This window comes from Amycolatopsis sp. NPDC051045, assembly GCF_040682955.1.
Taxonomy (GTDB): Bacteria; Actinomycetota; Actinomycetes; order Mycobacteriales; family Pseudonocardiaceae; genus Amycolatopsis.
Genome location: NZ_JBFBCC010000003.1, coordinates 227,389 through 250,972 on the forward strand (window position 1 = coordinate 227,389; position 23,584 = coordinate 250,972).

The following is a 23,584-nucleotide window of genomic DNA, read 5'->3' on the forward strand; positions in this document are numbered from 1 at the left end:
CTGCTACTCCTCGATCGGTGTTTCGGGTCTGCGGTGGCGCCACGAGAACGTGTCGGGCACGGGGTCGCGGCCGGGTGGCGTCCAGGGGCCGCAGCGCAGCAGCCGGCGCAGCGCGAGGTAGGAGCCGCGGCCGGCGCCGTGCCGGGTGAGGGCTTCGACTGCGTACGCGCTGCAGCTCGGGTAGAACCGGCAAGCCGGTGGGAGGAAGGGCGAAATCGCCTTGCGGTAGAGCTTGATGGGGAGCAGCAGGACCCAGGCGACGGGACCCGGCCTCGGGGGCTCGGGCTCCACGTCGTGGTCGTGCTCGGGGGTGGCTCGCATGCCGGTCACACCGCTGATCCGTGGTCGGGGGCCGCGTCCGCGGGACGCGTCGGGCGGGGGACATCCCCGGCCGGACGGCGCGACGACAGAAGCCCCAGCCGACGCAACGCGGCGTCGAGATCGGACCCGAGCTCGGCGCTGGACGCGGTCGACGACGGCGGCAATGCCCGTACGACCAACGCAGTGCCGGCGGGCAGTGTTCCGAGCCGGGCCGAAACGAGATGACGCAATCGCCGGCTGACGCGGTGGCGGACCACCGAGTTGCCGACGGCCTTGCTCACCACAAAACCCGCCCTGGCCGCCGACTGCAGAGCGTCGGCGGCCGCGGACGGGTCCGTGGTCAGCGCGTGGACGACGAGGCGGCGCCTGCCTGCCTTGGACCCGCGACGGAGAACCACGCGGAAATCCTCACTCCGCCGCAGGCGTGCGGCAGCCGGCAGCACGGCGCGCCTCGATCGGGTGCGATCAGGCGGACAGCTCAGCGCGGCCCTTGCGACGGCGGGCCGCCAGGATGCCCCGGCCGGCGCGGGTCCGCATACGCAGGCGGAACCCGTGGGTCTTCGCGCGGCGGCGGTTGTTCGGCTGGAAGGTGCGCTTACCCTTGCTCACTGCTTCTCCTGTGTGTCGCGTCGGGCGGGAACAATTCCTTCCCCCCGCCTGGCGTGTCGTGCGGGCGCACGGCAGTCTCTGGTGTCTCCTACCAACGTGTGGTCTCGTCACGACGAGCAACGACAACGTGGGCACGCGAAACGCACCCGTCGTATACGGGAGACCTTACGAGGGTACGCACCCCCGTCGGACGGTCGGTAAGCACCCCCTCGGCCACGGTACGCGACCGGTCGCCGGGCGCGTCGACGTCGACGCCGTGACACCGAATGGCCACCGGCCGCGCACCGTGAAATGCTGGCCGCCCAGGATGCCTTGTGGCCAGGAGCGGGGCTTGTTAGCGTGCCCCTCTCGGGTCACCGGTCGAGGTGCACGAGTATCCGGTGGTGGAGTGCCCACCGGCGTACGACGAGCCCGCAGGTGGCGGGCCCGCGGGTCGCCGTACATTAGTGCACAGCTGTGGACAACTATGTGGATATTCGCTGTGCCGGTGCGCGGACAGGTTCCCTGTGATCGCCGGGTGGAGTGACCGGGCGTTCCGGGGCCGGTTCGGCCGTCCACGCCGACGAGGGGAGGGGAGCCAGACAGGTGTCGGATCACCAGCACAATCTGGGCGTCATCTGGGAACAGGTGGTACGCGAACTGTCCGACGGGACCCTGTCCCCCCAGCAGCGCGCCTGGATGCGGGTGACCCGTCCCATCGGCCTGCTCGACGGCACGGCGCTCCTGGCCGCGCCCAGCGATTTCGCGAAGGAAGCGATCGAACGCGGGCTGCGCGGCGCGATCACCGACGCGCTCTCCCGGCGGCTCGGCCGCGCCATCTCGCTCGCGGTGAAGGTCGACAGCGCCGAGGCCGTCGCTCCCGCGCCCGCGCCCCGCTACGTGCCGTCACCCGGCCGAGTGGAAAACGGCGGAAGTCCCGAAACCGCCGCGCCGATGCCGGGCAACGGCGCGCCGATGATGCCGCCGACGCGGCCCGCCGACCCCGCGCCGCCGATGCCGCCGCACCAAGCCGTCGCGTCGAAGCCGGACGACGGCGACGACACCGACGAGGAAGTCGACGAAGAGGGCGAGGCGCTCGCCGCGGTCCACGAGATCTGGCCGACGTTCTCCGGCCAGCCGATCGCCGGCCAGCCGTACACCGCGCCGGCGCAGCCGCAGACGTCGAAGACGAAGCTGAACGAGAAGTACACCTTCGACACGTTCGTCATCGGCGCGTCCAACCGCTTCGCGCACGCGGCCGCGGTCGCCGTCGCCGAAGCGCCCGCCCGCGCGTACAACCCGCTGTTCATCTGGGGCGAGTCCGGGCTCGGCAAGACGCACCTCCTGCACGCGGTCGGCCACTACGCGCAACGGCTCTTCCCGGGCATGCGCGTCCGGTACGTCTCGACCGAAGAGTTCACGAACGACTTCATCAACTCGCTGCGCGACGACCGCAAGGTCGCCTTCCAGCGCCGCTACCGCGACATCGACATCCTGCTCGTCGACGACATCCAGTTCCTGGAGGGCAAGGAAGGGACGCAGGAAGAGTTCTTCCACACCTTCAACACCCTCCACAACGCGAACAAGCAGATCGTCGTCAGCTCCGACCGCCCGCCGAAGCGCCTCGAGACGCTGGAGGACCGGCTGCGGACGCGGTTCGAGTGGGGTCTGATCACCGACATCCAGCCGCCCGAGCTCGAGACGCGCATCGCGATCCTTCGCAAGAAGGCGGCGCAGGACAGGCTGGCGGTACCGGGCGAGGTCCTCGAGTTCATCGCCTCGCGCGTCGAGGCGAACATCCGCGAGCTCGAAGGCGCGCTGATCCGCGTCACGGCGTTCGCGTCGCTGAACCAGCAGCCGGTCGACAGCGCGCTCGCCGAGATCGTGCTGCGCGACCTGATCCCCGACTCGCACGCGCCGGAGATCACGGCGCCGACCATCATGGGCGTCACGTCGGAGTTCTTCGACGTGACGCTCGACGACCTGTGCGGCCCCGGCAAGACGAAAGCGCTCGCCACGGCCCGCCAGATCGCGATGTACCTCTGCCGCGAGCTGACCGACATGTCGCTGCCGAAGATCGGGCAGACGTTCGGCGGCCGCGACCACACGACGGTCATGCACGCGGACAAGAAGATCCGCAAGGAGATGGCCGAGCGCCGGCGGATCTACGACCAGGTGCAGGAGCTGACGTCGCGCATAAAGCAACGCGCCCGCCAGTAGTAGCTCTTCCTTATCTCACAACGGCTTCGGGGCGTCCACATCGGATGGGCGCCCCGAAGCCGTTTTCGCGTGTCCACCTAGGACCGTGAAGCGCGCGTACGCCCGCGAAGCAGCGAAGCCGTGTACGCGTGCTTCGCAAACTCGTCAAAATTGTTTGTACACAAGGGGTTTTCCCCACCGTGTGGGCAGATTGCCCACAGCGCCAACGGATCCCCCACCAGCGGCGACCTGGAATCCGTCCACACCCCGCCCACAGGCCATCCACAGGGTGTCCACACCCTTGTCCACGCTGATTCCACAGGTTGCCCACATGCTGTGCACAGGAGGAGCCGATCACTCGGAAGAGCGGTTCAGGCCCTCTGCGCACCCCCAGACCCTGGGTACAGATCGCCCCACACCTGGGGACAACCGTGGGGACAACTGGGCCGATCTGTGGACGAATCGGGGGGTGGCCGAAACCATCCACGGACGCCCCGAGTTGCCCACAGGGTTGCCACCATGGTTCTCCACAGCCCCGCAGGCCGTCCGACCTGCGCGAACGAGCTCAATCCACACAATCCACAGCACTTACTACTGTTACTGCCTTTAAATCTCTTCTTAGAGAGAAAAAGATAAAAACAGGCGGAGGACGAAGTTGGGGACAGCCGCGAGATCGTGTCGTCAAGTCGACAAAGTCAAGGGGAGGCCGAAGTGACGGCAGGGCCCGTGACGGCCTAACGTGGATGCCTGCACCTGGTCCACGCTCCGGCCGCTCATGCGGAGGGCGGACCGGCCGGAGGGGGCAGCCGGTCCCTGTCCAGCGAGAACGAGGCCTGGTCCGAGCCCGCAGTGGGTTCGATCGTCGAAAGGATGGGCGCATGAAGATCCGCGTCGAGCGTGACGGGCTCGCCGACGCCGTCGCGTGGGTGGCCAGAAGCCTCCCGTCCCGGCCTCCGGTGCCGGTGCTGGGCGGTGTCCTCCTCGACGCCGGTTCGGACGGCGAAACCGATGCGCTGACGGTCTCCGGCTTCGACTACGAAGTCTCCGCCACGGTCGGGGTCCCGGCGACGATCGCCGACGGCGGCCGCCTGCTCGTGTCCGGGCGCCTCCTCGCCGACATCACCAAGGCGCTGCCCGCGCAGCCGGTCGAGATCTCCGTGGACGGCTCGCGGGCCACCATCACGTGCGGCAGCGCGCGGTTCTCCCTGCCGACCATGCCGGTCGAGGACTACCCGCAGCTGCCGTCCCAGCCCGCCTTCGCGGGCGAGCTCGCCGGCGACGCGTTCGGCCAGGCCGTCACCCAGGTCGTCGTCGCCGCGGGCAAGGACGACACGCTGCCGATGCTGACCGGCATGCGGCTCGAGATCTCCGGCAGCTCGCTGACCCTGGTCGCGACCGACCGGTTCCGGCTCGCCATGCGCGAGTTCACCTGGCAGCCGGCCGAGGGACTGGCCGACGCCGCGGTGCTCGTCCCGGCGCGCACCCTCGCCGAAGCGGCCAAGACGCTCGGCGCGAGCGGCGCCACGATCCGCCTCGCGCTCGCCAGCGGCGAAGGCCTGCTCGGGCTGTCCGGCTCCGGGCGCTACACGACGACCCGCCTGCTCGACGCCGAGTTCCCGCCGTACCGCCAGTTGCTGCCCGCGTCGCACAGCTCACGCGCGGTCATCGACGTGTCCGCTCTCACCGAGTCCATCAAGCGCGTTTCGCTGGTGGCGGAGCGGGGGACTCAGGTACGACTGGAGTTCGGGGACAACACGCTGCGGTTGTCCGCGGGCGGCGACGACGAGGGCAGCGCCGAAGAAGAGCTGCAGGTCGAGTACGAAGGTGAGCCGGTGACCATCGCGTTCAATCCCGGTTACCTCGTGGACGGCCTGGGCGCGTTGCACAGCGACCGGGCCGAGCTGACGTTCACCACGCCGAACCGGCCCGCGCTCATCAAGCCCGCCGACGCCGAGGGCAACGTCGTCCCCGGTTACCTCTACCTCCTGATGCCGGTCCGCCTCCCGGGCTGACCCGCTTTTGTTCGTACGTAAGGGGATCTCATGGTGCAGCTCGGTCTGATCGGCCTGGGCAAGATGGGCTTCAACATGCGTGAGCGGCTGCGCGCGGCCGGTCACGAAGTGGTCGGCTACGACCGCAACCCGGACGTCAGCGACACGACCTCGCTCGAAGACCTCGTGTCCAAACTGGACGCTCCGCGGATCGTATGGATCATGGTGCCGGCCGGCGAGCCGACCCGGCAGACCATCACCGAGCTGGGCAACCTGCTCGCCGAAGGCGATATGGTGATCGACGGCGGCAACTCCAAGTACACCGACGACAAGCTGAACGCCGATCTGCTGGCGACCAAGAACATCGGGTACCTGGACTGCGGCGTGTCCGGCGGCGTGTGGGGCAAGGACAACGGCTACGGCCTGATGGTCGGCGGCGCGGCCGCCGACGTCGAGCGGGCGATGCCGATCTTCGACGCGCTGCGTCCGGAGGGTCCGCGCGAAGAGGGCTTCTCGCACGCGGGCGACGTCGGCGCGGGCCACTACGCGAAGATGATCCACAACGGCATCGAGTACGGCATGATGCAGGCCTTCGCCGAGGGCTTCGAGCTGCTCGAGGCGGCCAAGGTCGTCAACGACGTGCCCGCCGTCATCAAGGGCTGGCAGCGCGGCACGGTCGTCCGGTCCTGGCTGCTCGACCTGCTCGTGCGCGCGCTCGACGAAGACCCGGAGCTCGACGACCTCGAGGGCTACGTCGAGGACTCGGGCGAGGGCCGCTGGACGCTGGAAGAGGCGATCAACAACGCGGTGCCGGCGCCGGTCATCTCGGCCGCGCTGTTCGCGAGGTTCGCCTCGCGGCAGGAGCACTCGGCTGCGATGCGCGCGGTTGCCGCACTGCGCAACCAGTTCGGCGGGCACGCCGTGAAGAAGATCGGCGGGTAGGGAGTCTCTGGTGTATCTGCGGCACCTGCAGGTCACCGATTTCCGCTCCTGGCCACAGGCCGATCTCGCCCTCGAACCGGGGCCGACCGTGCTGGTCGGCCAGAACGGCCGCGGCAAGACCAACCTGCTGGAGGCGATCGGGTACGTCGCGACGCTGGGCTCGCACCGCGTCGCGACGGACGCGCCGCTGATCCGGCACGGCTGCGAGCGCGCGCTGGTGCGGGTCGCGGTGGTCAACGAAGACCGCGAGCTGACCGTCGAGCTCGAGATCACCGCCGGCCGGGCGAACCGCGCCCGGGTCAACCGCGGTGCGGTCGGCCGACTGCGCGACGTGCTCGGGATCCTGCGCACGGTGCTGTTCTCCCCGGAGGACCTCGCGCTCGTGCGGGGTGATCCGGGTGAGCGGCGCCGCTTCCTCGACGAGCTGCTGGTGCTGCGCGCGCCGCGGTACGCCGGGGTCCGTGCGGACTACGAGAAGGTGCTGAAGCAGCGAAACGCCCTCCTGAAAACGGCGGGCAAGCGACGCACCGGTCGTGAAGACCCGTACGCGCTGTCAACGCTCGAGGTCTGGGACGACCACCTCGCGGTGACGGGTGCCGAACTGCTGGCCGCGCGCCTGAACCTCGTCGCCGACCTCGCGCCGTACGCGGCTTCGGCGTACATGGGGGTGGCGCCGGACTCTCGCCCGGCGATTATCTCCTACCGGTCGTCGCTGGGTGCGGCCATGCCGGAGACGTATGGCGTACCGGATAGCGAACGCGCGCAACCCGGTGTCCTCAAAGACGTCTTGCTGAAGGCGCTCGGAGAGGCCAGGAAGGCCGAGCTCGAGCGCGGGATCAGCCTGGTCGGCCCGCACCGCGACGAGCTGGAGCTGATCCTGGGCGAGGCGCCGGCCAAGGGCTACGCCAGTCACGGCGAGTCGTGGTCGTTCGCGCTCGCCCTCCGGCTCGGCAGTTATGAGCTGCTGCGCGCGGAGGCGGGCGAGCCGGTGCTGCTGCTCGACGACGTGTTCGCCGAGCTGGACCGCAAGCGCCGGGCCCGGCTCGCCGAGGTGGCCACGGGTGCCGAACAGGTGCTGGTGACCGCCGCGGTCGACGAAGACGTACCCAGGGAGCTGACCGGCCACCGGTTCGTGGTGGCGGATGGGGAGATCTCGCGTGGCTGAGCAGGGCGGACGGGGGTCGGCAAGATCGAACCGGACACCCCCTGTGATCGCCGACACAGCGGTTACCCACCGATCTGGGGACAAACCTGTGGACAGTGTGGATAAACCCGTGGCCGAGTTATCGCCCCGCGTGACCAAACCGCCGAAACGGCCGCTTGACGCCCCTCGCTCGGGGGGTAGTCCGGCCGAGAAGCGTTCGCCGAACACCGAGAGTGAGAACGACGCTGCTCCGAACGGGGCGCCGACGACCGGCCGCGACTTGGCGCACGCCGCGCTCGAGGCCGCGAAGGCCAAAGCCAAGGAGCGAGGGGTCCCGCCCGGCCGCCGGCGCCCCGTCGTCGGCGCAGGGCAGAACCCCCGGCGCCGCCGCTGGTCGGGGCCGGGTGCGGACGCGCGCGACCCGCAGCCGCTCGGCCGGCTCGTCTCCCGGCTGGTCAAGGACCGCGGCTGGAACGAGAGCGTCACGAGCGCCCGCGTCTTCGCGCAGTGGGGGCGGCTGGTCGGCGAAGACGTCGCCGAGCACGCGCAGCCGGTCGCGCTCAAGGACGGCGAGCTCACCGTCCGCGCCAGCTCGACGGCGTGGGCCACCCAGCTGCGGTTGCTGCAGGGAAAACTGCTGGCCAAGATCGCGGCGGGGGTCGGCAACGGCGTCGTCAAGCGGATGCGGATCCAGGGTCCGACCGCCCCGAGCTGGCGGAAAGGGCCCCGCCACGTGTCGGGTCGCGGCCCCCGTGACACGTACGGCTGACCTGGGTTGCGTGATGCTCGGTTGAATGCGCCGAGAACGCATTCAGACCTCTCGAACTACGTCAAGACTCGGCTCGAACCGATTTCGTCCGTCTGTGAGGCGTTCAGGGGTGTCCTTGCCGCATGTCAGCGGACGCGGCCAAGTACACTGAGCGGGAGCGAGTGTCCGCTCGGGCGAGACGAGGAGAATCAACGCCGGTGACCGAGAACAAGCACGAGTACAACGCGTCGTCGATCACGGTGCTCGAAGGCCTCGAAGCGGTCCGCAAGCGCCCCGGCATGTACATCGGTTCCACCGGTGAACGCGGGCTGCACCACCTCGTCCAGGAGGTCGTCGACAACTCCGTCGACGAGGCGATGGCCGGGCACGCCACCAAGGTCGAGGTCACCCTCCTCGCCGACGGTGGGGTGCGCGTCGTCGACGACGGCCGCGGCATCCCGGTCGACATGCACCCCAAGGAGAAGAAGCCGACCCTCGAGGTCGTGCTCACCGTGCTCCACGCGGGCGGCAAGTTCGACAGCGACTCCTACGCCGTGTCCGGCGGCCTGCACGGCGTCGGCGTCTCCGTGGTGAACGCGCTGTCGACGAAGCTGCTCGCCGAAATCAAGTACGGCGGCCGCAGCTGGCGCCAGGAGTACACGAACCAGGTGCCGGGCCCGCTCGAGGACCTCGGGCCGGCGTCGGAAACCGGCACCACGATCACCTTCTGGGCCGATTCGGGCATCTTCGAGACCACGACCTACAACTTCGAGAACATCTCGCGCCGGCTCCAGGAGATGGCGTTCCTCAACAAGGGACTGACGCTGTCCCTGCGCGACGAGCGCGTCGCCGACGAGGAGACCGAGGCGGACGCCGAGGGCAAGGTCGCCCGGATCAAGGAAAAGACCTACTGCTACCCGGGTGGGCTCGAGGACTTCGTCAAGCACATCAACGGCAGCAAGGACCCGATCCACTCCAGCGTGATCTCCTTCGAGGCCAAGGGCACCGGCCTCGAGGTCGAGGTCGCCATGCAGTGGAACAACGGCTTCACGCCGTCGGTCTACACGTTCGCCAACACGATCAACACCCACGAGGGCGGCACCCACGAAGAGGGCTTCCGCGCCGCGCTGACCCGTGTCGTCAACACGTACGCGCGCGACAAGAAGCTGCTCAAGGAGAAGGACACCAACCTGACCGGTGACGACGTGCGCGAGGGTCTCGCCGCGATCGTTTCGATCAAGCTGTCCGAGCCGCAGTTCGAGGGCCAGACCAAGACCAAGCTGGGCAACAGCGAGGCCAAGACGTTCGTGCAGCAGACGTCGAACGAGTGGCTGGCGGACTGGTTCGAGCGCAACCCCACCGAGGCTAAGACGATCATCAACAAGTCGATCTCCTCGGCGCAGGCCCGGATGGCCGCGCGCAAGGCGCGTGACCTGGTCCGCCGCAAGGGCGCGCTCGACATCGGCGGCCTGCCCGGCAAGCTCAAGGACTGCCGCTCCACCAAGCCGGAGGAGTGCGAGCTCTACATCGTCGAGGGTGACTCGGCCGGCGGCTCGGCCAAGGAGGGCCGGGACTCGATGTACCAGGCGATCCTGCCGATCCGTGGCAAGATCATCAACGTCGAGAAGGCCCGCATCGACCGCGTCCTCAAGAACACCGAGGTCCAGTCGCTGATCACCGCGCTGGGCACCGGCATCCACGACGAGTTCGACCTGTCGAAGCTGCGCTACCACAAGATCGTGCTGATGGCCGACGCCGACGTCGACGGCCAGCACATCACCACGCTGCTGCTCACCCTGCTGTTCCGGTTCATGACCCCGCTGATCGAGCACGGCCACGTCTTCCTGTCGCGGCCGCCGCTGTACAAGATCAAGTGGCCGCGGGCCGAGCCGGAGTACGCGTACTCCGACCGCGAGCGCGACGCCGTCATCCGGGCGGGCGTCGAGGCCGGCAAGCGGCTCCCGAAGGACGACGCGATCCAGCGCTACAAGGGTCTCGGCGAGATGAACGCCGAAGAGCTGTGGGAGACCACGATGGACCCGGCCAACCGGCTGCTGGGTCGAGTCACCCTCGACGACGCCGCCCAGGCCGACGACCTGTTCTCGGTCCTGATGGGCGAGGACGTCGAGGCCCGCCGCTCGTTCATCACGCGCAACGCCAAGGACGTGCGCTTCTTGGACGTGTAGGCGTCCCCGTTCCTCGCCCCCGCTAGGCCTCCGCACCAGAGAAGGACCTCATGACGGAAACTCTGCCGCCCGCTCCGGACCACGACCGGATCGAACCGGTCGACATCCAGCAGGAGATGCAGCGCTCCTACATCGACTACGCGATGAGCGTGATCGTGTCGCGCGCGCTGCCGGACGTGCGGGACGGGCTCAAGCCGGTGCACCGGCGGGTCCTGTACTCGATGTTCGACTCCGGCTTCCGGCCGGACCGCGGGTACAACAAGTGCTCGCGCGTCGTCGGCGACGTCATGGGCAACTACCACCCGCACGGTGACTCGGCGATCTACGACGCACTGGTCCGGCTCGCCCAGCCGTGGTCGATGCGGTACCCGCTGATCGACGGGCAGGGCAACTTCGGCTCGCCGGGCAACGACCCCGCGGCCGCCATGCGGTACACCGAGTCCCGGCTCGCGCCGCTGGCCATGCAGATGCTGGCCGACATCGAAGAAGACACCGTCGACTTCTCCGACAACTACGACGGCCGCACGCAGGAGCCCGACGTCCTGCCGTCGCGCTTCCCGAACCTGCTGGTCAACGGCGGTTCCGGGATCGCGGTCGGGATGGCGACGAACATCCCGCCGCACAACCTGCGCGAGGTTTCCGAGGGCGTCGTCTGGGCGCTGGAGAACCCCGAGGCGACCGACGACGAGCTGCTCGCCGCGCTGCTGGTCCGGATCAAGGGCCCGGACTTCCCGACCAAGGCGATGATCCTCGGCACGTCCGGCATCGAAGACGCCTACCGCACCGGCCGCGGCTCGGTCCGGATGCGCGCGGTCGTCGAGGTCGAAGAGGACGCGAAGGGCCGCACGATCCTGGTCGTGTCCGAGCTGCCGTACCAGGTCAACCCGGACAACCTGGTCGAGAACATCGCGAACCTGGTCCGCGACGGCAAGCTCACCGGCATCGCGGACATCGCCGACGAGTCCAACAGCCGCTCCGGCATGCGGATCGTCGTCACGATCAAGCGGGACGCGGTCGCGAAGGTCGTGCTGAACAACCTGTTCAAGCACACCCAGCTGCAGCAGAACTTCGGCGTCAACATGCTGGCGCTGGTCGACGGCGTGCCGCGCACGCTGCGGCTCGACCAGATCATCCGGCACTACGTGAAGCACCAGGTCGAGGTCATCGTCCGGCGGACCAAGTTCCGCCTGAAGAAGGCCGAAGAGCGAGCCCACATCCTGCGTGGTTACGTCAAGGCGCTGGACATGCTCGACGAGGTGATCGCCCTGATCCGGCGGTCGCCCTCGGCGGACGAGGCCCGGCCGGCCCTGATGGAGCTGCTGGACGTCGACGAGATCCAGGCCACCGCGATCCTCGACATGCAGCTGCGCCGCCTCGCCGCCCTGGAGCGGCAGCGGATCATCGACCAGCTGGCCGAGATCGAGCTGGAGATCGCCGACCTCAAGGACATCCTCGAGAAGCCGGAACGGCAGCGCGCGATCATCCGCGACGAGCTGATGGCGATCGTCGACAAGTACGGCGACGACCGGCGCACGAAGATCATCGGCTTCAGCGGCGACGTCACCGACGAGGAACTCATCGCGGTCGAGGACGTCGTCGTCACCATCACCCGCACGGGGTACGCCAAGCGGACGAAAACGGATCTGTACCGCTCGCAGAAGCGCGGCGGCAAGGGCGTGCAGGGCGCGACGCTGAAGCAGGACGACATCGTCCAGCACTTCTTCGTCTGCTCGACCCACGACTGGATCCTGTTCTTCACGAACAAGGGCCGCGTCTACCGGACGAAGGCGTACGACCTGCCCGAGGCCAACCGCAACGCGCGCGGCCAGCACGTGGCCAACCTGATGGCGTTCCAGCCGGACGAGCAGATCGCCCAGGTCATCGAAATCAAGAACTACGAGGTCGCGCCGTACCTGGTGCTCGCCACCAAGCGCGGACTGGTGAAGAAGACCAAGCTCACCGACTTCGACTCCAACCGCTCCGGCGGCCTGATCGCCATCAACCTGCGCGAAGGCGACGAGCTGGTCGGCGCGGTGCTCGCCGCGGCCGAGGACGACCTGCTGCTGGTGTCGGCCGAGGGCCAGTCCATCCGGTTCCACGCGACCGACGAGGCCCTGCGGCCGATGGGCCGCCCGACGTCCGGCGTGATGGGCATGCGCTTCAACGACGGCGACGAGCTGCTCGGCATCAGCGTGGTCAAGGAGGGCAAGTTCCTGCTGGTGGCCACCGACGGCGGGTACTCGAAGCGCACGGCGATCGAGGACTACCCGGTCCAGGGCCGCGGCGGCAAGGGTGTGCTCACCATTCAGCACGACCGGAAACGTGGCAGGCTGGTGGGTGCGCTCATCGTCGACGCCGAGGACGAGCTGTACGCGATCACCTCGAGCGGCGGCGTGATCCGCACGCCGGCGGGTGATGTGCGCAAGGCGGGACGGCAGACGAAGGGGGTCCGGCTGATGAATCTCGGCGAAGGAACCACTCTTCTTGCCGTCGCACGCAACGCGGACGAGCCCTCGGACGTCGCCAATGGTGAAGCAGAAGGCGACGCCCCGGAAGCCCCCGCAACGGGCGACGAAACGACGGCGCCGTCAGAGCAGTAAGTTCAACTACGGACAGCGCCCCACGGCACGGGTAAGGACTGACTCTTCGTGACACCATCCGACAATCCCGAGGCAGCGGGCTCGAACGGAACCCCGGCGAGTCCGCCGTGGCAGCGGGTCGACAAGGACGGCGACGCCGAAGCGACGGTCAAGCTGGCCACGGACGAGGCGCTGTACAAAGCCGAGCCCCCGGCCGGGGAGACCCAGCCCGCCGCCGCCGAGCGCCAGGTGGTGACCGGAAGCGCGGCCCCCCGCCTGTTCGGCGGCAGCGGCGACACCCCACCGGCCGGCGAGCAGGCGGCGGTCCCTTCGGCGTCGGCGCAGCGGGCCCGCCCGAGCGCCCTGCGCCGCCCGGGCCGCGGCCCGCGTCGAGCTTCGCTGCAGGTGAAGCGGTTCGACCCGTGGTCGGTGCTGAAGCTGTCCCTGGTCCTGGGCGTAGCGATGTTCTTCGTCTGGCTGGTGGCGGTCGGCGTCCTGTACACGGTCCTCGACGGCATGGGCGTCTGGGACAAGCTGAACGGCACGTACTCGTCCCTGGTGGGCGGCGAGGGCGCCAACGCGTCATCGGAACCGCTGATCAGCGCGGGCCGGGTGTTCGGCATCGCGGCCATCCTCGGCGCGATCAACATCGTCCTGGTGTCGGCGCTGGCCACAGTGAGCGCGTTCATCTACAACGTGTCGGCAGACCTCGCGGGCGGCCTCGAGGTCACCCTGTCCGAACGGGAGTGACCCGGTTGCAGGGCCCCTTCGGGGGTCCTGTAAAGTTCTCCTCGTTCGAGGGCCTATAGCTCAGGCGGTTAGAGCGCTTCGCTGATAACGAAGAGGTCCCAGGTTCAAGTCCTGGTAGGCCCACGCAGGTCAAGCCCGGTTCACCCTTCTGGTGAACCGGGCTTTTTTGCTGCCTGCCTGACTAGCTGCCTGACTGTGAGGCCTGGCGGACACAGAGCACATCGCGCCGCCCACATTAGGTATGCCCAGGCCCTGGTGGCAGCCCGCTACCTCAATTCCTCATCGACTGAGCCGATCATGAGAAGCGGTGCGCCTGATAACGGGCGGATACCCGGTAGACCGCTCTTCCGCCGGATGGTGTAGCACCAGGTCGCTCTTCGGCGACTGACCGTCCATGACGACGTGGAAGCCGAGCTTCACCTGGAAGCCGGCGATCGGGGTGCTGGTTCTCGGAGGAGTGGCACTCCTGGCTGGGATGACAGTGCTGCTCGGCTGGGTCGACTGGTTGGCCCTGGGCCGGTGGGCGCGGCCGCGCGCGGTGCCGCTGGTCTTGCTCGCCGCAGCCGGGGTGTGCGCGGTAATCGGCGCGTGGCTGCTACGCAGTAGTCGAGCGCCACAGCGTCGAGCGCCGGGTATGAGCTGGTGGGTCGTTGTTGCCGCGGCAGTCGTCGTGATCGTCGTGGGGTGGGCCGCAACTAGTTGGCTGCTCGGTGAGGCTGCGGCGGCCAAAGATACGGGCGCCGCGCGGGTCGACGCGATCAAGACGGGGTTGGGCATCGGTGCCGGTACCACCGGCATCTTTGCTTTGCTACTCGCAGTACGGCGGCAATGGCACAACGAGATCGACGCTACCGAGAAGAATGTCACCGAGCAGTTCACCAAGGCCTCTGACCAACTCGGCTCGGTCGAAGCACCGGTCCGCCTCGCGGGACTCTACGCCCTGGAACGCCTCGCCCACAACAACCCCGACCAGCGGCAGAGCATCGTAAACGTCATCTGCGCCTATTTGCGTATGCCTTATACACCATCCGACTCCCACGCAGCCGATGGTTCAGTGCTGGAAGAGCAAGACCTGGAGCACCAGAAGCATACCCAGGAGCGGGAAGTCCGGCTCGCGGCACAGCGAATTCTCGCGGCCCACGTCAACCCGCTGAATCACCGAAAGTTCTGGGACGACGTCGACCTCGATCTCACCAACGCCAATCTAATTGATTTCAACCTGGAGGACTGTCGCGTTCGGGCCACTCGGTTCAATGGTGCGACCTTCACTGGCGTCGCCCGGTTCAATAACACAACCTTCACCGGCGACACACGATTCGTCGGAGTGACGTTCAAAGACGTTGCTTGGTTTGTAGGCGCGACTTTCGCCCGGATCGCCCTGTTCGAACGGGCAATCTTCACCGAGTCCGCCTGGTTCGCCGACGCCCGTGGCCGTGACATCCCGCCTACCGGCCCAACCTTTACTCGCAAGGGCAAGGTCAGCGACGTAGCGACCTTCCGTGGCGACGCCTGGTTCGGCGAGGTGACTTTCGCTAAAAGCGCCCATTTTGGTAGCGTGGCCTTCGCTGGTGAGACGCGGTTCATCGGCGCGACATTTTCTGGCAGCGCCTGGTTTGCTAGTGCGAGTTTTACTCGCGCGAATTTTGCCGACGCGAACTTTGTTGGGCCAGCCTGGTTCCAGCACGCAAGATTCATCGGAGACACAGAGTTTGGTGACGTGAATTTCGCCGACTCTGTTCGGTTCAAAGATGCGATCTTCAGTCGTGCCGCATCCTTCGAAGGTGCGATCTTCACGGGAACCGCTGTATTTGATGCCGCAGTTACCTTTGCTGGTGATGCTAACTTCTCCGATGTAATCTTTGTCGGTCGCGCTTCGTTCGAAGGTGCGAGCTTTCGTAGTGCGCTTATTTTCAGGAAGGTTACATTCGCTGGCAGTGCTTGGTTCGGCGGGGTGAACTGCCTTGGTGACGCCTCGTTTGATGAGGTGATCTTCATTGGTGATCCCAGGATGAGTAGAGAGCTTTCGAGCAAAGCTTCATTCACTGATTCCGTTGTAGTCCTTTACAAGTCGGATAAAGTCGGCATGGTTCTCTAGAAAATGACGGCGCAAAAATACTGATGTGTCATAGTGGTCTATTGTTCTGTGGTTTGAGTCTGGCCTTCGCGTCAAAAAAATCTGGCCCGGCCATCGCTGGCCGGGCCAGACGGAAGAGTTCTCTACGGGGCTTCCCCGGTGGTAAATATCCTGTCCATTGCTTCGGCGCCATGTTGAATCACCGGCCGCAACTGGTGGCGGTAGACCATCTCCGTCACAGTCGTGCTGTTGTGGCCGACCAGGCGCGAGATCCTCTCGATATCCATCCCGCTGTCAGAGAGCAGCGACACAAAGCTGTGTCGTAGCTCGCGTGGCGTCCACTCGGCGGAGTTAAGTCTCGCCCTTTCGAGCACTCGTCGAAACGCGCGGCGAACGTTGGCCGCGTCCAGTTCACGACCGACCGCGGACGCGAACACCAGGTCGTACTCCTCCCAGTTGTCACCGGCCAACCTGCGAGCGAAGGCCTGCTTCTGCCTGTGCGCCCGTAGGGCGTCTACGCATCGCTGTGGAAGCGCGAGCGAGCGGCGCGACTTCGCTGTCTTCGTATCGCCGCCTTCCCGCACCGACCGCCACACCATCACGTGCGGAGGGATCGGCGGGTTAGCGTCCGGCCTGCCCTCCAAGTCGGTGTGCGACCAGGTGAGCGCTCGCATCTCCTCGGTCCGTGCTCCAGTAAGCAACGACACAACGATGTAGGCACGCATCGAAGTGAACTCGGCCGCCGCAAGAACGGCCTCAGCCTGCTCGAAGGTCAGCGACTTCGATGGCCGGCCTGCCCGTCCTTCGGGGACCTCACACAGCAGCGCGACGTTGCGCTTGATCTTCTCCCGCTTCTGCGCCCTGGCCAGCGACCGCCGGAGCAGCGACAGCAGCTCTTGCAGTGTCCGCGTTGACACCACCTTCGCCCGGCCGGCGAGCCACGTGTCGACCTCGTCCGCGGTCAGCTCACGCGCGTTGCGGCGCCCGATGAGCGGAACGATGTGCTTGTCGGCGAGGATCGTCAACTTCTCGACGGTCGAGGCCGACCGCCGGGGCAGGCCATGCGCGAGGAAGTCGCGCACCGCCTGAGCCACCGTGAACGACCGGTCTTCCGGCGGCAACCCGTCGTCGTGCTCGCGGAGCATCTCCTTGAGCTTGTCCTTTGCCTCGGTCTTCGTCTTGCCGTACGCGGAGCGAACCTTCCGCTTCCCGGCCGGCGTGTAGCCGACCGTGATCTCTGCGATCCAGCGCTGGCGGCTTTCCGACCAGCGAAGGCCGCCGTCTCCGCGGCTACGCCGTTTCGTCATAGCTGACCTTCGCTTCCTTCATGAGCAGCTCGACGTATTCCTGGATGGCGACGGCCGGGACGAGGCGGGCGCGTCCTTGCTTGACCGAGCGCAGGCGTCCGGAGCGGAGCTGTTCGTAGATGACCGAGCGGCTCATCGAGAGCAGGCGCATGGCTTCGGTGATCCGGTAGAGGTGCCGTTCGGGTACGGCGATCGGCATGGGTACGGCGTTCATCGATCCCCCTGGCGGTCGGGCTTGGTGGGCGCGACGTCCGCGACCTCCGCGACCGGCCTGGTCAGCACGGCCGCGAGCGGCTGTTGGGTACCGCGACCGTCCGCGACCCGGGTTGCGGAGGTCGCGGCCGAGGCCGGCGCCGTCGCGACGCCGGATGTGTCGTTGACCTGCGGGGTCGCGCTGGTCGCGCTGGTCGCGGAGGTCGCGCCCGTTTCGGGCGGTGGGAGGTAGCGGCTCCAGGCGTCGGCCAGTCCGCCGTCGCCGTCGATGCGGTAGCCCTTGAGCGTCTTGCCGTTGACCTTGAGGTCCTTCGGTCGGACCAGGTACCGGTCGAGTTCCTTCGCCAGGCGGCGGCTGTCGAGCGGCTTGCCCTGTACGTCGGTCCACGGTCCGTCTTCGATGGCGTGCAGTTCGCGGATCAGCTCGGCGGTGACCATCCGGTCGGTGTTCTCGACCGTGAAGATCTGCCGGACATCCGCCAGCAGCCGCACACCGATCGAGGCCGGCTGCGCGGTCGCTTCGAGCACGAAATGACGACAAGCGCGCCTTGCTGTCTCCGGCCAGTGCCCGCCGGCTGCGTCGGCGATCGCCAGCAGCGGACGCCAGATCTCGGCGGCCCGGTCGCGGACGCCGTCCGGCCGGTCCGGTCGTGCGCGGCTCACCTCGTCACCGACGCGCCCGACCCACTCCGCCAGCTCGGCGCGCACCGGCGCCGACTCCCGTTCGACGTCCTCTTCGATGAACTCCTCAACCACTTCGTCGAACCGGCGCTTGCGCATGTGCACGGTGATCGCTCGCGTGGTGATCGTGTCCGGCATCCCGCCGGCGATCCCCGCGAGAGCAACCGGCGCGTACACCGGGAACCGGGTCACGTTCATGCTTTTGGCGTCCCCGACGCACCGCGTCACCGTCGCCGACCGCTTATAGCCCGCGTTCAGCAGCGCGCGCAGATCCTCGTTGTTCCCGCCCGTCTTCGGGTTGAACACCGCGTCGATCTCGTCGAACAGCAACGTCATCGGGCCGTCGGCGAGCATCCGGAAGATGGCCGCCGGGGTGATGCTGATCGTCATCTCCGGCTTGGCCACGAGGTATTGCGCGACCTCCAACACGCGCGTCTTGCCGCTCCCCGGTTCCGCCGAGTCGAGGATCAGGCGTGGGGTGACGTAGAGCCGCTCGGCAACGTGGGTGTGGGCGTACCAGAGCGCCAGCGTCGGTGCCGCGTGCTCGTTGGCGAAGGCCGAGAACCGCGAAACGAACGTCACGACCGCGTCGAGGACTTCGTGTCCCGGCTTCGCAAAGGCCCCGGCCGGCGCCGGGACGAGCCACGTCAGCGGTTTGGCCGGCGCGGTCTCCGGCAGCTCATTCGGCTGGGCACCGCCGTCTTCAGCTGGCTTGGCCGCGATGTGGCGGCCGCGCCAGACGCGCTGGCAGTTCTCCGAGCAGAAGTCGCCGGACGGCGAGTCACCACGCGGCCGCCCGCACAGCTGGCAGTTCGGCGCCGGCTCGTCGGAGATCACGAAGTCGATCACGGACAAGGTGTCGTCGAATCTGGACATCAGGCGGCCACCTCCAGGCGGGCGGTCGGTTCGTCGTCGCCGGCGGCATCGAGGTAGCGCCGCCACAGGTCGTCAAGGCGCTCGGTGTCGTCGAGCTGGTGGCGGAGGATGTCCGTCGGCGAGTCGTCCTCGACGGCCTGCACCAGGCGGGCCGCGTGCTCCCGGACGGCGCGGCGGTAGGCGTTCTTGAGCACGACGGCTTTCAGCCAGGCGCCGTAGTACGGCGGCGGGAGGATCGGGCCGTCGGTGTAGGTCTCGACGATCCAGAGGCCGAGGCTGTGCAGGCGGTGCGCGCCGCCGGACCGCGGCTCGGTCACCGTCCTCTCGCGGGCGTGGTCCATCACGGCCACCGGGGTCGGTGCGTGGCCCGCGCCGGTCAGTTCGATGACCAGTTGGAGGACGCGGGCGGCGATCGGCGAGCCGAAGTCGTCGGCGCGCATGCCGGCGAGCAGCCGCCGCGCCCCGGTCAGCCGGACCTGCATTACACAGCCCAAGAACTGACGCTCGGGGTCGAGCAATGTGGTCTTCATGGGGTGGCCTTTCGATTGAGCTGCGAGTCAGCGGCTGTTGTCGCGGCGGTCGCGGTCGCGGGAATCGCGGTACGACCGGCGAGCGCGGAGACAGGCGTTGTAGGCGCGGCGGCTGGCGCGGAGCGTGCGGCCGGTGCCGCCGCACCGGCGGCAGAGCCGGATCGCGCGGAGCAGCGGCGAGCGGAAAGCGCCGAAGCCCCGGCAGGAGCGGCACGGCTTGTACGGGTAGACCGCGCACGACCAGGAGTAGCTGAGAGTGACGATCGCGAGAATGGGCAGGAGCAAGATGGTTGGGTTGCTGAGGGGGTTCAACGGAGCCTCCGGGGCTGTTTTTGGCCGCACTCGGCCCGCGCCTCTAGGTGCTAGGGCGCTGATCAGCGGTGTTGTGATGGTCTAGGGAGGGCTCTAGGTCTAGAGGGACGAGGCTCTAGACCTAGAGCCCTGCGGGAGCTAGCCGCTCTTGCGGTTCCGATCACGTTCGGTCAGCGCGTCGGCGATCCATTCGCGCTTGACGCCCATCCGGTTGGCGCCCTTGCCGGTGTCGACGTCGTTGCCCCACACCTGCTTGGTGGAGATCCCGAGCGGCTTCAGCGCGGTGGAGAGCTGGGTTGCCTTCGCCGCGCCGGTCGGCAGTTCGGCCCACGGGCCGTAGACCGCCGGGCGTAGCTCGGCGAGCCGGTCGACGATGCGTTCCGACCATGCCTTCTCGGCGTCTCCGATCGCGGTCAGCACGTCGGCGAGCAAGGTGCTCGTGTCCTCGTCGTCCTCGGGCGTGAGGTCGAGCCCGGCGGCGTAGCCGGTCAGCCGTCCGGCCGCGAGCCGTGCTGTTCGTGCGCGGGCCGCGATCTTCTCGGCGTCCGGGCCGTCGATGTACACGCCGCGGGTGATACGCGGCTCGTCGCCTTCGCCGGCCAGGTAGCCGATGCCCTTGTCCCGAAAGGAGAGCGTCGTGGCCCGGATGCCGTTCCGGTACGACGAGGTGCCGAGAACCATGTCGTTGGCCTGCTGGCCGGTGACCTTGAGGCAGAACCGCATCACCGCGTTATCGCTGATCGCGGTCGGGATGCTCTTCGCGTCCGGCCGCTGGGTTGCGAGGATGATGACGATGCCCAATGCCGGGCCGCGCTTCACAAGGTCGGTGCAGACCTCCTCGATCTCCGTGCCGTACTCCGGGTGCTCGAACCACTTCTGGCACTCGTCGACGCCGATCACGATCGGGTGCAAGCCGAGCGACTTCTTGTCCGCCAGTTCCGGCGTGACCTTGTTCTCCGGGCACAGATCCTTCGGCAGCTCTCGGATCACCTTCGCGCGCCGCCGCAGCTCGTCGGCGAGCGCCCGCAGGTCGGCGACGGCATACGCGATGTCCTCCGGCTCGTCGCCGGCGCGGTACCGGTGCGACACCGGCGCCAGCGGCGAGAGGTCACCGGTTCCCTTGAGATCGAACGAGTGCAGCTCGGCCCGCGGGTCCAGGGCGGCGATCAGCAGCAGCTCTCGCAGCGTGAACGTCTTGCCCATCCGAGGAATCGCGCCGATGACCATCGAGATGAACATCAGGGTGATGTCCACCCACCGGCCGCGCTGGTCGGTGCCGAACGGCTGAGGCTTGAACAGGTCGACGGTGCCGGGCTTCCGCAGAGGCCAAGTTGCCTGCCGCGACTTGGACAGGTCCTGATCACCGACCCACAGGACCATCCGTCCGGGGTGAACCTCGGCGTTGCCCTCTGGCCAGACACACCCGAGCGGGCGGCCGAGGCCGGACGCGAGTTTCGCTCGCCGCTCGACCACTTCGGACACCGTGACGCCGGGCGGAAGGTCGACGTCGGCGCGCCAGCCGGGGCCGTCCCGGGTGATCGGCGCCGTGAACCCGATCGCGTTCGGGTTCTTGCCGAGCGCCTGGTTGATGCCCGCGATGCCGAGCACCGACAACGCCTGAACGACGTTGTCACTCGTCAGCTTCTGCACCTGCGTGGACAGAACGGCACGAGACGACACCACCGGGTTGTCCCGTGTGGACCCAAGCCTTCCCAACAGGGCTACCGCGACGGCGCCGCAAGCCCAGATCACCCACTCCGGCAGGACGTTCGGCAGCGTGAACACCAGGACCAGGCCGACCGTCGACACGAGACCGAGCTGAATCAGCCGGAGCACAACTCGCCGGTCACGCTGCTGCGACAGCTTCAGGTAGAGATCGGCCTTGTCGGCGGTTGCCGTCTCCGAACGGGCCGGACGCCCCTCGGCGTCGGTCACGTACCGGCCGGTTGCCGCCAGCAGGAGAAGAAGGCCACGAGGGGAGCGCACCGCGAGCCGAAGCGCGTAGAGCGGTGACCGGGCCGCGTGGTAACCGGCCTTATGCGCGTAGTGCTTCCCCACCCACTTCGCGGCGTCCTTCGCGTCAGCCGTGGACTTGAGGTAGCTGGGGATGATCGCCTGGCGGTTCTGCGAGCGGAGGCAGTCCAGCCACGACGAGCCGTCCGTGACCGGGCGGTCCACCGGGACGGTCGGCGACTGCTCCGCGGCCTCGTCGCCGGACTCGGCGTCGATGACGAACGGGTCGGTCTCGACGGGGGCGGTGCTGGGGAACGCGATCACGCGGCCGCTCTGCGGTTCGTTGATGGTGCTCATCAGTCGTTCACCTCCTGGTCGGTGGTGTCGCGGACGAGGTGTGCAAGGGCAGCGCCGCAGCCGAGGACGACCGCCGGCAGGCAGGAGACGAGCGTGGTCACCGGCCAGGGAGCGCGTTCGACGTCCGCGGCGGACATCAGGTGGTAGGCGACCTGGCCGACCATCCCGAGGACGAGCGAGCCCAGGGCCGACCACTTCGCGAAGCTGCGGACTCGGTGGGTCCGGGTCGCCGGGGACAGCCAGACCCGCAGGGCGAACGCCGCGTACGTCTCGACCCCGATCGGGAGCGTGATCGCCGAGTTGATTGTCAGGTGGTCCCAGATCCCCGGCAGGAGCTGGATCGGACCGAACCCGGTCAGCCTGCCGAGGCCGACCCAGCCGCTCCAGACGGCGACGAACGCCGGCAGGGCCAGCAGGAGCACCGGCCACAACTTGATCCGCCGTGCCTTTTTCGGCCTCGGGCCCGGGTCTGCGGCGGCGCTGACCTGCGGCTCCGATTCGTCCGCGGTCGGTCCGTCGGGAACCTCGGACGCCGGAGCCGCTTCCTCAGCCTCGGCGGGTCCGGTCACCGCGTGCAGCTTCCGGGCGGGTTTGGTCTCGGCGTCCTCGTTCAGCGCGGCGAGGACGGCGCGGGCCTTCGGCGCACCCACCTTGAACTCGGTCATGATCCGGTTTCGCGAAGGGCACTCGCCCAGGTCCGCGGCGAACTCCCGGACACGAGGCAGCAGATCGGCGACCGAAGGCGGGTACGCGCTTCGGGTGTTCGTGGGCGTGTCGAGCCCTACCATGGGTGTTCTCCTGACTGGCTTGGAAGTGGTTGGGAGAAGCCCGGTCCGGCGGGTGGTTCTTGGCGGTTCCGTGCGCCGGGCCGGGGCGGCTTCAAGCAGCCGCGCCGGGACTGTCCGACCGGCCCCGAAGGGCCGAGTTGACGTTCTGGCGGCTGATGCGCCGGACGTGTCGATGCATGGCGGCCCGATCCGTGCTCGGCGCCAGGCTGTTGCTCGCCGCTTCCTGGTCGTGAGCCGTCACGAAGTACTCGGCGATCATCGCGTCGATGTCCGACTCGGTCAGGCCGTCCGGGGCGTAGCTGGGCAAAGGGATGAGGTCATCCATTGGTGTGAACTCCAACGACTTGTAGGTCTCCCGCTCGGGAGCGGCCGGTGGCGGCCGGAACCCAACGTAAGTCCTGTCTATTAACTCTGTCAACTGACATGGGAGAACTGACTTAGCCAACTGACTTGGCCTACGCTGGTGGCATGGCATCCCTGAACCCGGACGACCCACGTGCGCCGTTCCTGCAAGTAGCCGGCGGTCTCCGGGCCGCGATCCTCTCGGGGGAGTACGCCCCCGGGGGGCAGCTGCCGACCTACCAGGAACTGGCCGAGTCCTGGGGGGTGGCGGTGAACACGGCCAAGAGCGCCGTTGCCCACCTCAGGGAAGAGGGCCTGGTGGTGATTCGGCATGGCAAGGGCTCATTCGTCCGTACCCAGCCGGCCGAAGGCGACTCCGTGACTCGTCCTGAGTCCTCAGGGGACGAGCGGGTCTGGCAGGCCATCGCCGAGATCAGGAAGCGTCTCGGCGAGATCGAGCGGAAGCTGGGGGAGAACTAGCCGAACAGGGCGCGGAGGAACTGCACGACGCCGTCGATCACCGCGCCGATGCCGTGTGCGGCTCCGCTGGCCCACGTTGCCGAGTCAGCCGGGTACTTGACGATCAGCACGACGATCGCGAGTCCGATGACCAGGCCAATCGCCTTGCCGACCAGGCCGCCCCCGCTCTTCATAACCGGGAAGTTGTTCTTCGCCATCACGGTCTCCTTTCGTTCTGCGACGG

At 67.9% G+C, this 23,584-nt stretch carries 22 protein-coding genes and 1 tRNA gene; 11 read left to right on the top strand and 12 right to left on the bottom strand.

Annotation, left to right across the window (positions count from 1 at the left end; genetic code table 11):
• Positions 1-3 precede the first annotated feature (3 nt).
• Genes yidD through rpmH form a run of 3 tightly spaced genes read right to left on the bottom strand, consistent with a single transcriptional unit; the run spans position 4 to position 930 of the window.
• The gene (gene yidD / locus AB0M80_RS08795) at positions 4-321 is read right to left on the bottom strand and encodes a membrane protein insertion efficiency factor YidD (RefSeq protein WP_364562003.1); all 318 of its coding nucleotides are present in this window, start codon (positions 319-321) and stop codon (positions 4-6) included.
• Positions 322-326: 5 nt separating this feature from the next.
• The gene (gene rnpA / locus AB0M80_RS08800) at positions 327-764 is read right to left on the bottom strand and encodes a ribonuclease P protein component (protein WP_364560959.1); all 438 of its coding nucleotides are present in this window, start codon (positions 762-764) and stop codon (positions 327-329) included.
• A 22-nt stretch (positions 765-786) separates the two neighbouring features.
• Entirely contained in the window at positions 787-930 is a 144-nt protein-coding gene (gene rpmH, locus AB0M80_RS08805; RefSeq protein ID WP_116205226.1) for a 50S ribosomal protein L34, read from the bottom strand.
• Positions 931-1,515: 585 nt separating this feature from the next.
• On the opposite strand from rpmH, the gene dnaA reads away from it, so the two are divergent.
• The 10 genes from dnaA (at position 1,516) to AB0M80_RS08855 (ending at position 15,543) form a co-directional block, all read left to right on the top strand.
• Entirely contained in the window at positions 1,516-3,129 is a 1,614-nt protein-coding gene (dnaA, locus tag AB0M80_RS08810) for a chromosomal replication initiator protein DnaA (RefSeq protein WP_364560962.1), read from the top strand.
• Positions 3,130-3,986: 857 nt separating this feature from the next.
• Positions 3,987-5,120 (top strand): DNA polymerase III subunit beta, encoded by a 1,134-nt coding sequence (gene dnaN / locus AB0M80_RS08815; RefSeq protein WP_364560965.1) that lies wholly within the window; start codon positions 3,987-3,989, stop codon positions 5,118-5,120.
• 30 nt (positions 5,121-5,150) lie between these two features.
• Positions 5,151-6,041 (top strand): phosphogluconate dehydrogenase (NAD(+)-dependent, decarboxylating), encoded by an 891-nt coding sequence (gnd, locus tag AB0M80_RS08820; protein WP_364560968.1) that lies wholly within the window; start codon positions 5,151-5,153, stop codon positions 6,039-6,041.
• A gap of 10 nt (positions 6,042-6,051) precedes the next feature.
• Positions 6,052-7,206 (top strand): DNA replication/repair protein RecF, encoded by a 1,155-nt coding sequence (gene recF, locus AB0M80_RS08825; RefSeq protein WP_364560971.1) that lies wholly within the window; start codon positions 6,052-6,054, stop codon positions 7,204-7,206.
• Between the two features lie 259 nt (positions 7,207-7,465).
• Positions 7,466-7,954, top strand: a complete 489-nt coding sequence (locus AB0M80_RS08830) for a DciA family protein (protein WP_364560974.1) — start codon at positions 7,466-7,468, stop codon at positions 7,952-7,954.
• Between the two features lie 197 nt (positions 7,955-8,151).
• The gene (gene gyrB, locus AB0M80_RS08835; RefSeq protein ID WP_364560976.1) at positions 8,152-10,119 is read left to right on the top strand and encodes a DNA topoisomerase (ATP-hydrolyzing) subunit B; all 1,968 of its coding nucleotides are present in this window, start codon (positions 8,152-8,154) and stop codon (positions 10,117-10,119) included.
• Positions 10,120-10,169: 50 nt separating this feature from the next.
• Positions 10,170-12,719 (top strand): DNA gyrase subunit A, encoded by a 2,550-nt coding sequence (gene gyrA / locus AB0M80_RS08840; RefSeq protein WP_364560979.1) that lies wholly within the window; start codon positions 10,170-10,172, stop codon positions 12,717-12,719.
• A gap of 48 nt (positions 12,720-12,767) precedes the next feature.
• On the top strand, positions 12,768-13,448 hold the full coding sequence (locus tag AB0M80_RS08845; protein ID WP_364560981.1) for a DUF3566 domain-containing protein: 681 nt from the start codon (positions 12,768-12,770) through the stop codon (positions 13,446-13,448).
• Between the two features lie 49 nt (positions 13,449-13,497).
• Positions 13,498-13,571, top strand: a tRNA-Ile gene (locus AB0M80_RS08850).
• 271 nt (positions 13,572-13,842) lie between these two features.
• Positions 13,843-15,543, top strand: a complete 1,701-nt coding sequence (locus tag AB0M80_RS08855; protein WP_364560984.1) for a pentapeptide repeat-containing protein — start codon at positions 13,843-13,845, stop codon at positions 15,541-15,543.
• A 122-nt stretch (positions 15,544-15,665) separates the two neighbouring features.
• Here AB0M80_RS08855 and AB0M80_RS08860 read toward each other — a convergent pair whose 3' ends face one another.
• The 8 genes from AB0M80_RS08860 to AB0M80_RS08895 all read right to left on the bottom strand — a co-directional run bounded on the left by AB0M80_RS08860 (position 15,666) and on the right by AB0M80_RS08895 (position 22,864).
• Positions 15,666-16,829, bottom strand: a complete 1,164-nt coding sequence (locus AB0M80_RS08860; RefSeq protein ID WP_364560987.1) for a site-specific integrase — start codon at positions 16,827-16,829, stop codon at positions 15,666-15,668.
• Positions 16,813-17,043, bottom strand: a complete 231-nt coding sequence (locus tag AB0M80_RS08865) for a helix-turn-helix domain-containing protein (RefSeq protein ID WP_364560990.1) — start codon at positions 17,041-17,043, stop codon at positions 16,813-16,815. Before AB0M80_RS08865 ends, AB0M80_RS08860 begins: the two co-directional genes overlap by 17 nt.
• Complete coding sequence (locus AB0M80_RS08870; protein ID WP_364560992.1) at positions 17,040-18,599, bottom strand: DUF3631 domain-containing protein; 1,560 nt, start codon at positions 18,597-18,599, stop codon at positions 17,040-17,042. Before AB0M80_RS08870 ends, AB0M80_RS08865 begins: the two co-directional genes overlap by 4 nt.
• A complete protein-coding gene (locus AB0M80_RS08875) occupies positions 18,599-19,129 on the bottom strand; it encodes a hypothetical protein (protein ID WP_364560995.1) in 531 nt (176 codons plus the stop codon). Before AB0M80_RS08875 ends, AB0M80_RS08870 begins: the two co-directional genes overlap by 1 nt.
• 27 nt (positions 19,130-19,156) lie before the next feature.
• Entirely contained in the window at positions 19,157-19,414 is a 258-nt protein-coding gene (locus AB0M80_RS08880; protein ID WP_364560997.1) for a hypothetical protein, read from the bottom strand.
• 165 nt (positions 19,415-19,579) lie between these two features.
• Positions 19,580-21,751: a cell division protein FtsK gene (locus AB0M80_RS08885; RefSeq protein ID WP_364561000.1), complete on the bottom strand. Its 2,172-nt coding sequence runs from the start codon at positions 21,749-21,751 to the stop codon at positions 19,580-19,582.
• Positions 21,751-22,539, bottom strand: coding sequence for an ABC transporter permease (locus AB0M80_RS08890; protein WP_364561003.1), 789 nt, complete (start codon positions 22,537-22,539; stop codon positions 21,751-21,753). Before AB0M80_RS08890 ends, AB0M80_RS08885 begins: the two co-directional genes overlap by 1 nt.
• A gap of 91 nt (positions 22,540-22,630) precedes the next feature.
• A complete protein-coding gene (locus tag AB0M80_RS08895; protein WP_364561006.1) occupies positions 22,631-22,864 on the bottom strand; it encodes a hypothetical protein in 234 nt (77 codons plus the stop codon).
• Positions 22,865-23,007: 143 nt separating this feature from the next.
• Between AB0M80_RS08895 and AB0M80_RS08900 the strand changes: the two genes are divergently transcribed.
• Positions 23,008-23,361 carry a winged helix-turn-helix domain-containing protein gene (locus tag AB0M80_RS08900; RefSeq protein WP_364561009.1) on the top strand — a complete coding sequence of 118 codons (354 nt, stop codon included), beginning with the start codon at positions 23,008-23,010 and terminating at the stop codon, positions 23,359-23,361.
• On the opposite strand, the gene AB0M80_RS08905 is transcribed toward AB0M80_RS08900, so the two are convergent.
• On the bottom strand, positions 23,358-23,558 hold the full coding sequence (locus tag AB0M80_RS08905; protein ID WP_310969113.1) for a hypothetical protein: 201 nt from the start codon (positions 23,556-23,558) through the stop codon (positions 23,358-23,360). The two genes, AB0M80_RS08900 and AB0M80_RS08905, sit on opposite strands and share 4 nt — an antisense overlap.
• Positions 23,559-23,584: the final 26 nt, after the last annotated feature.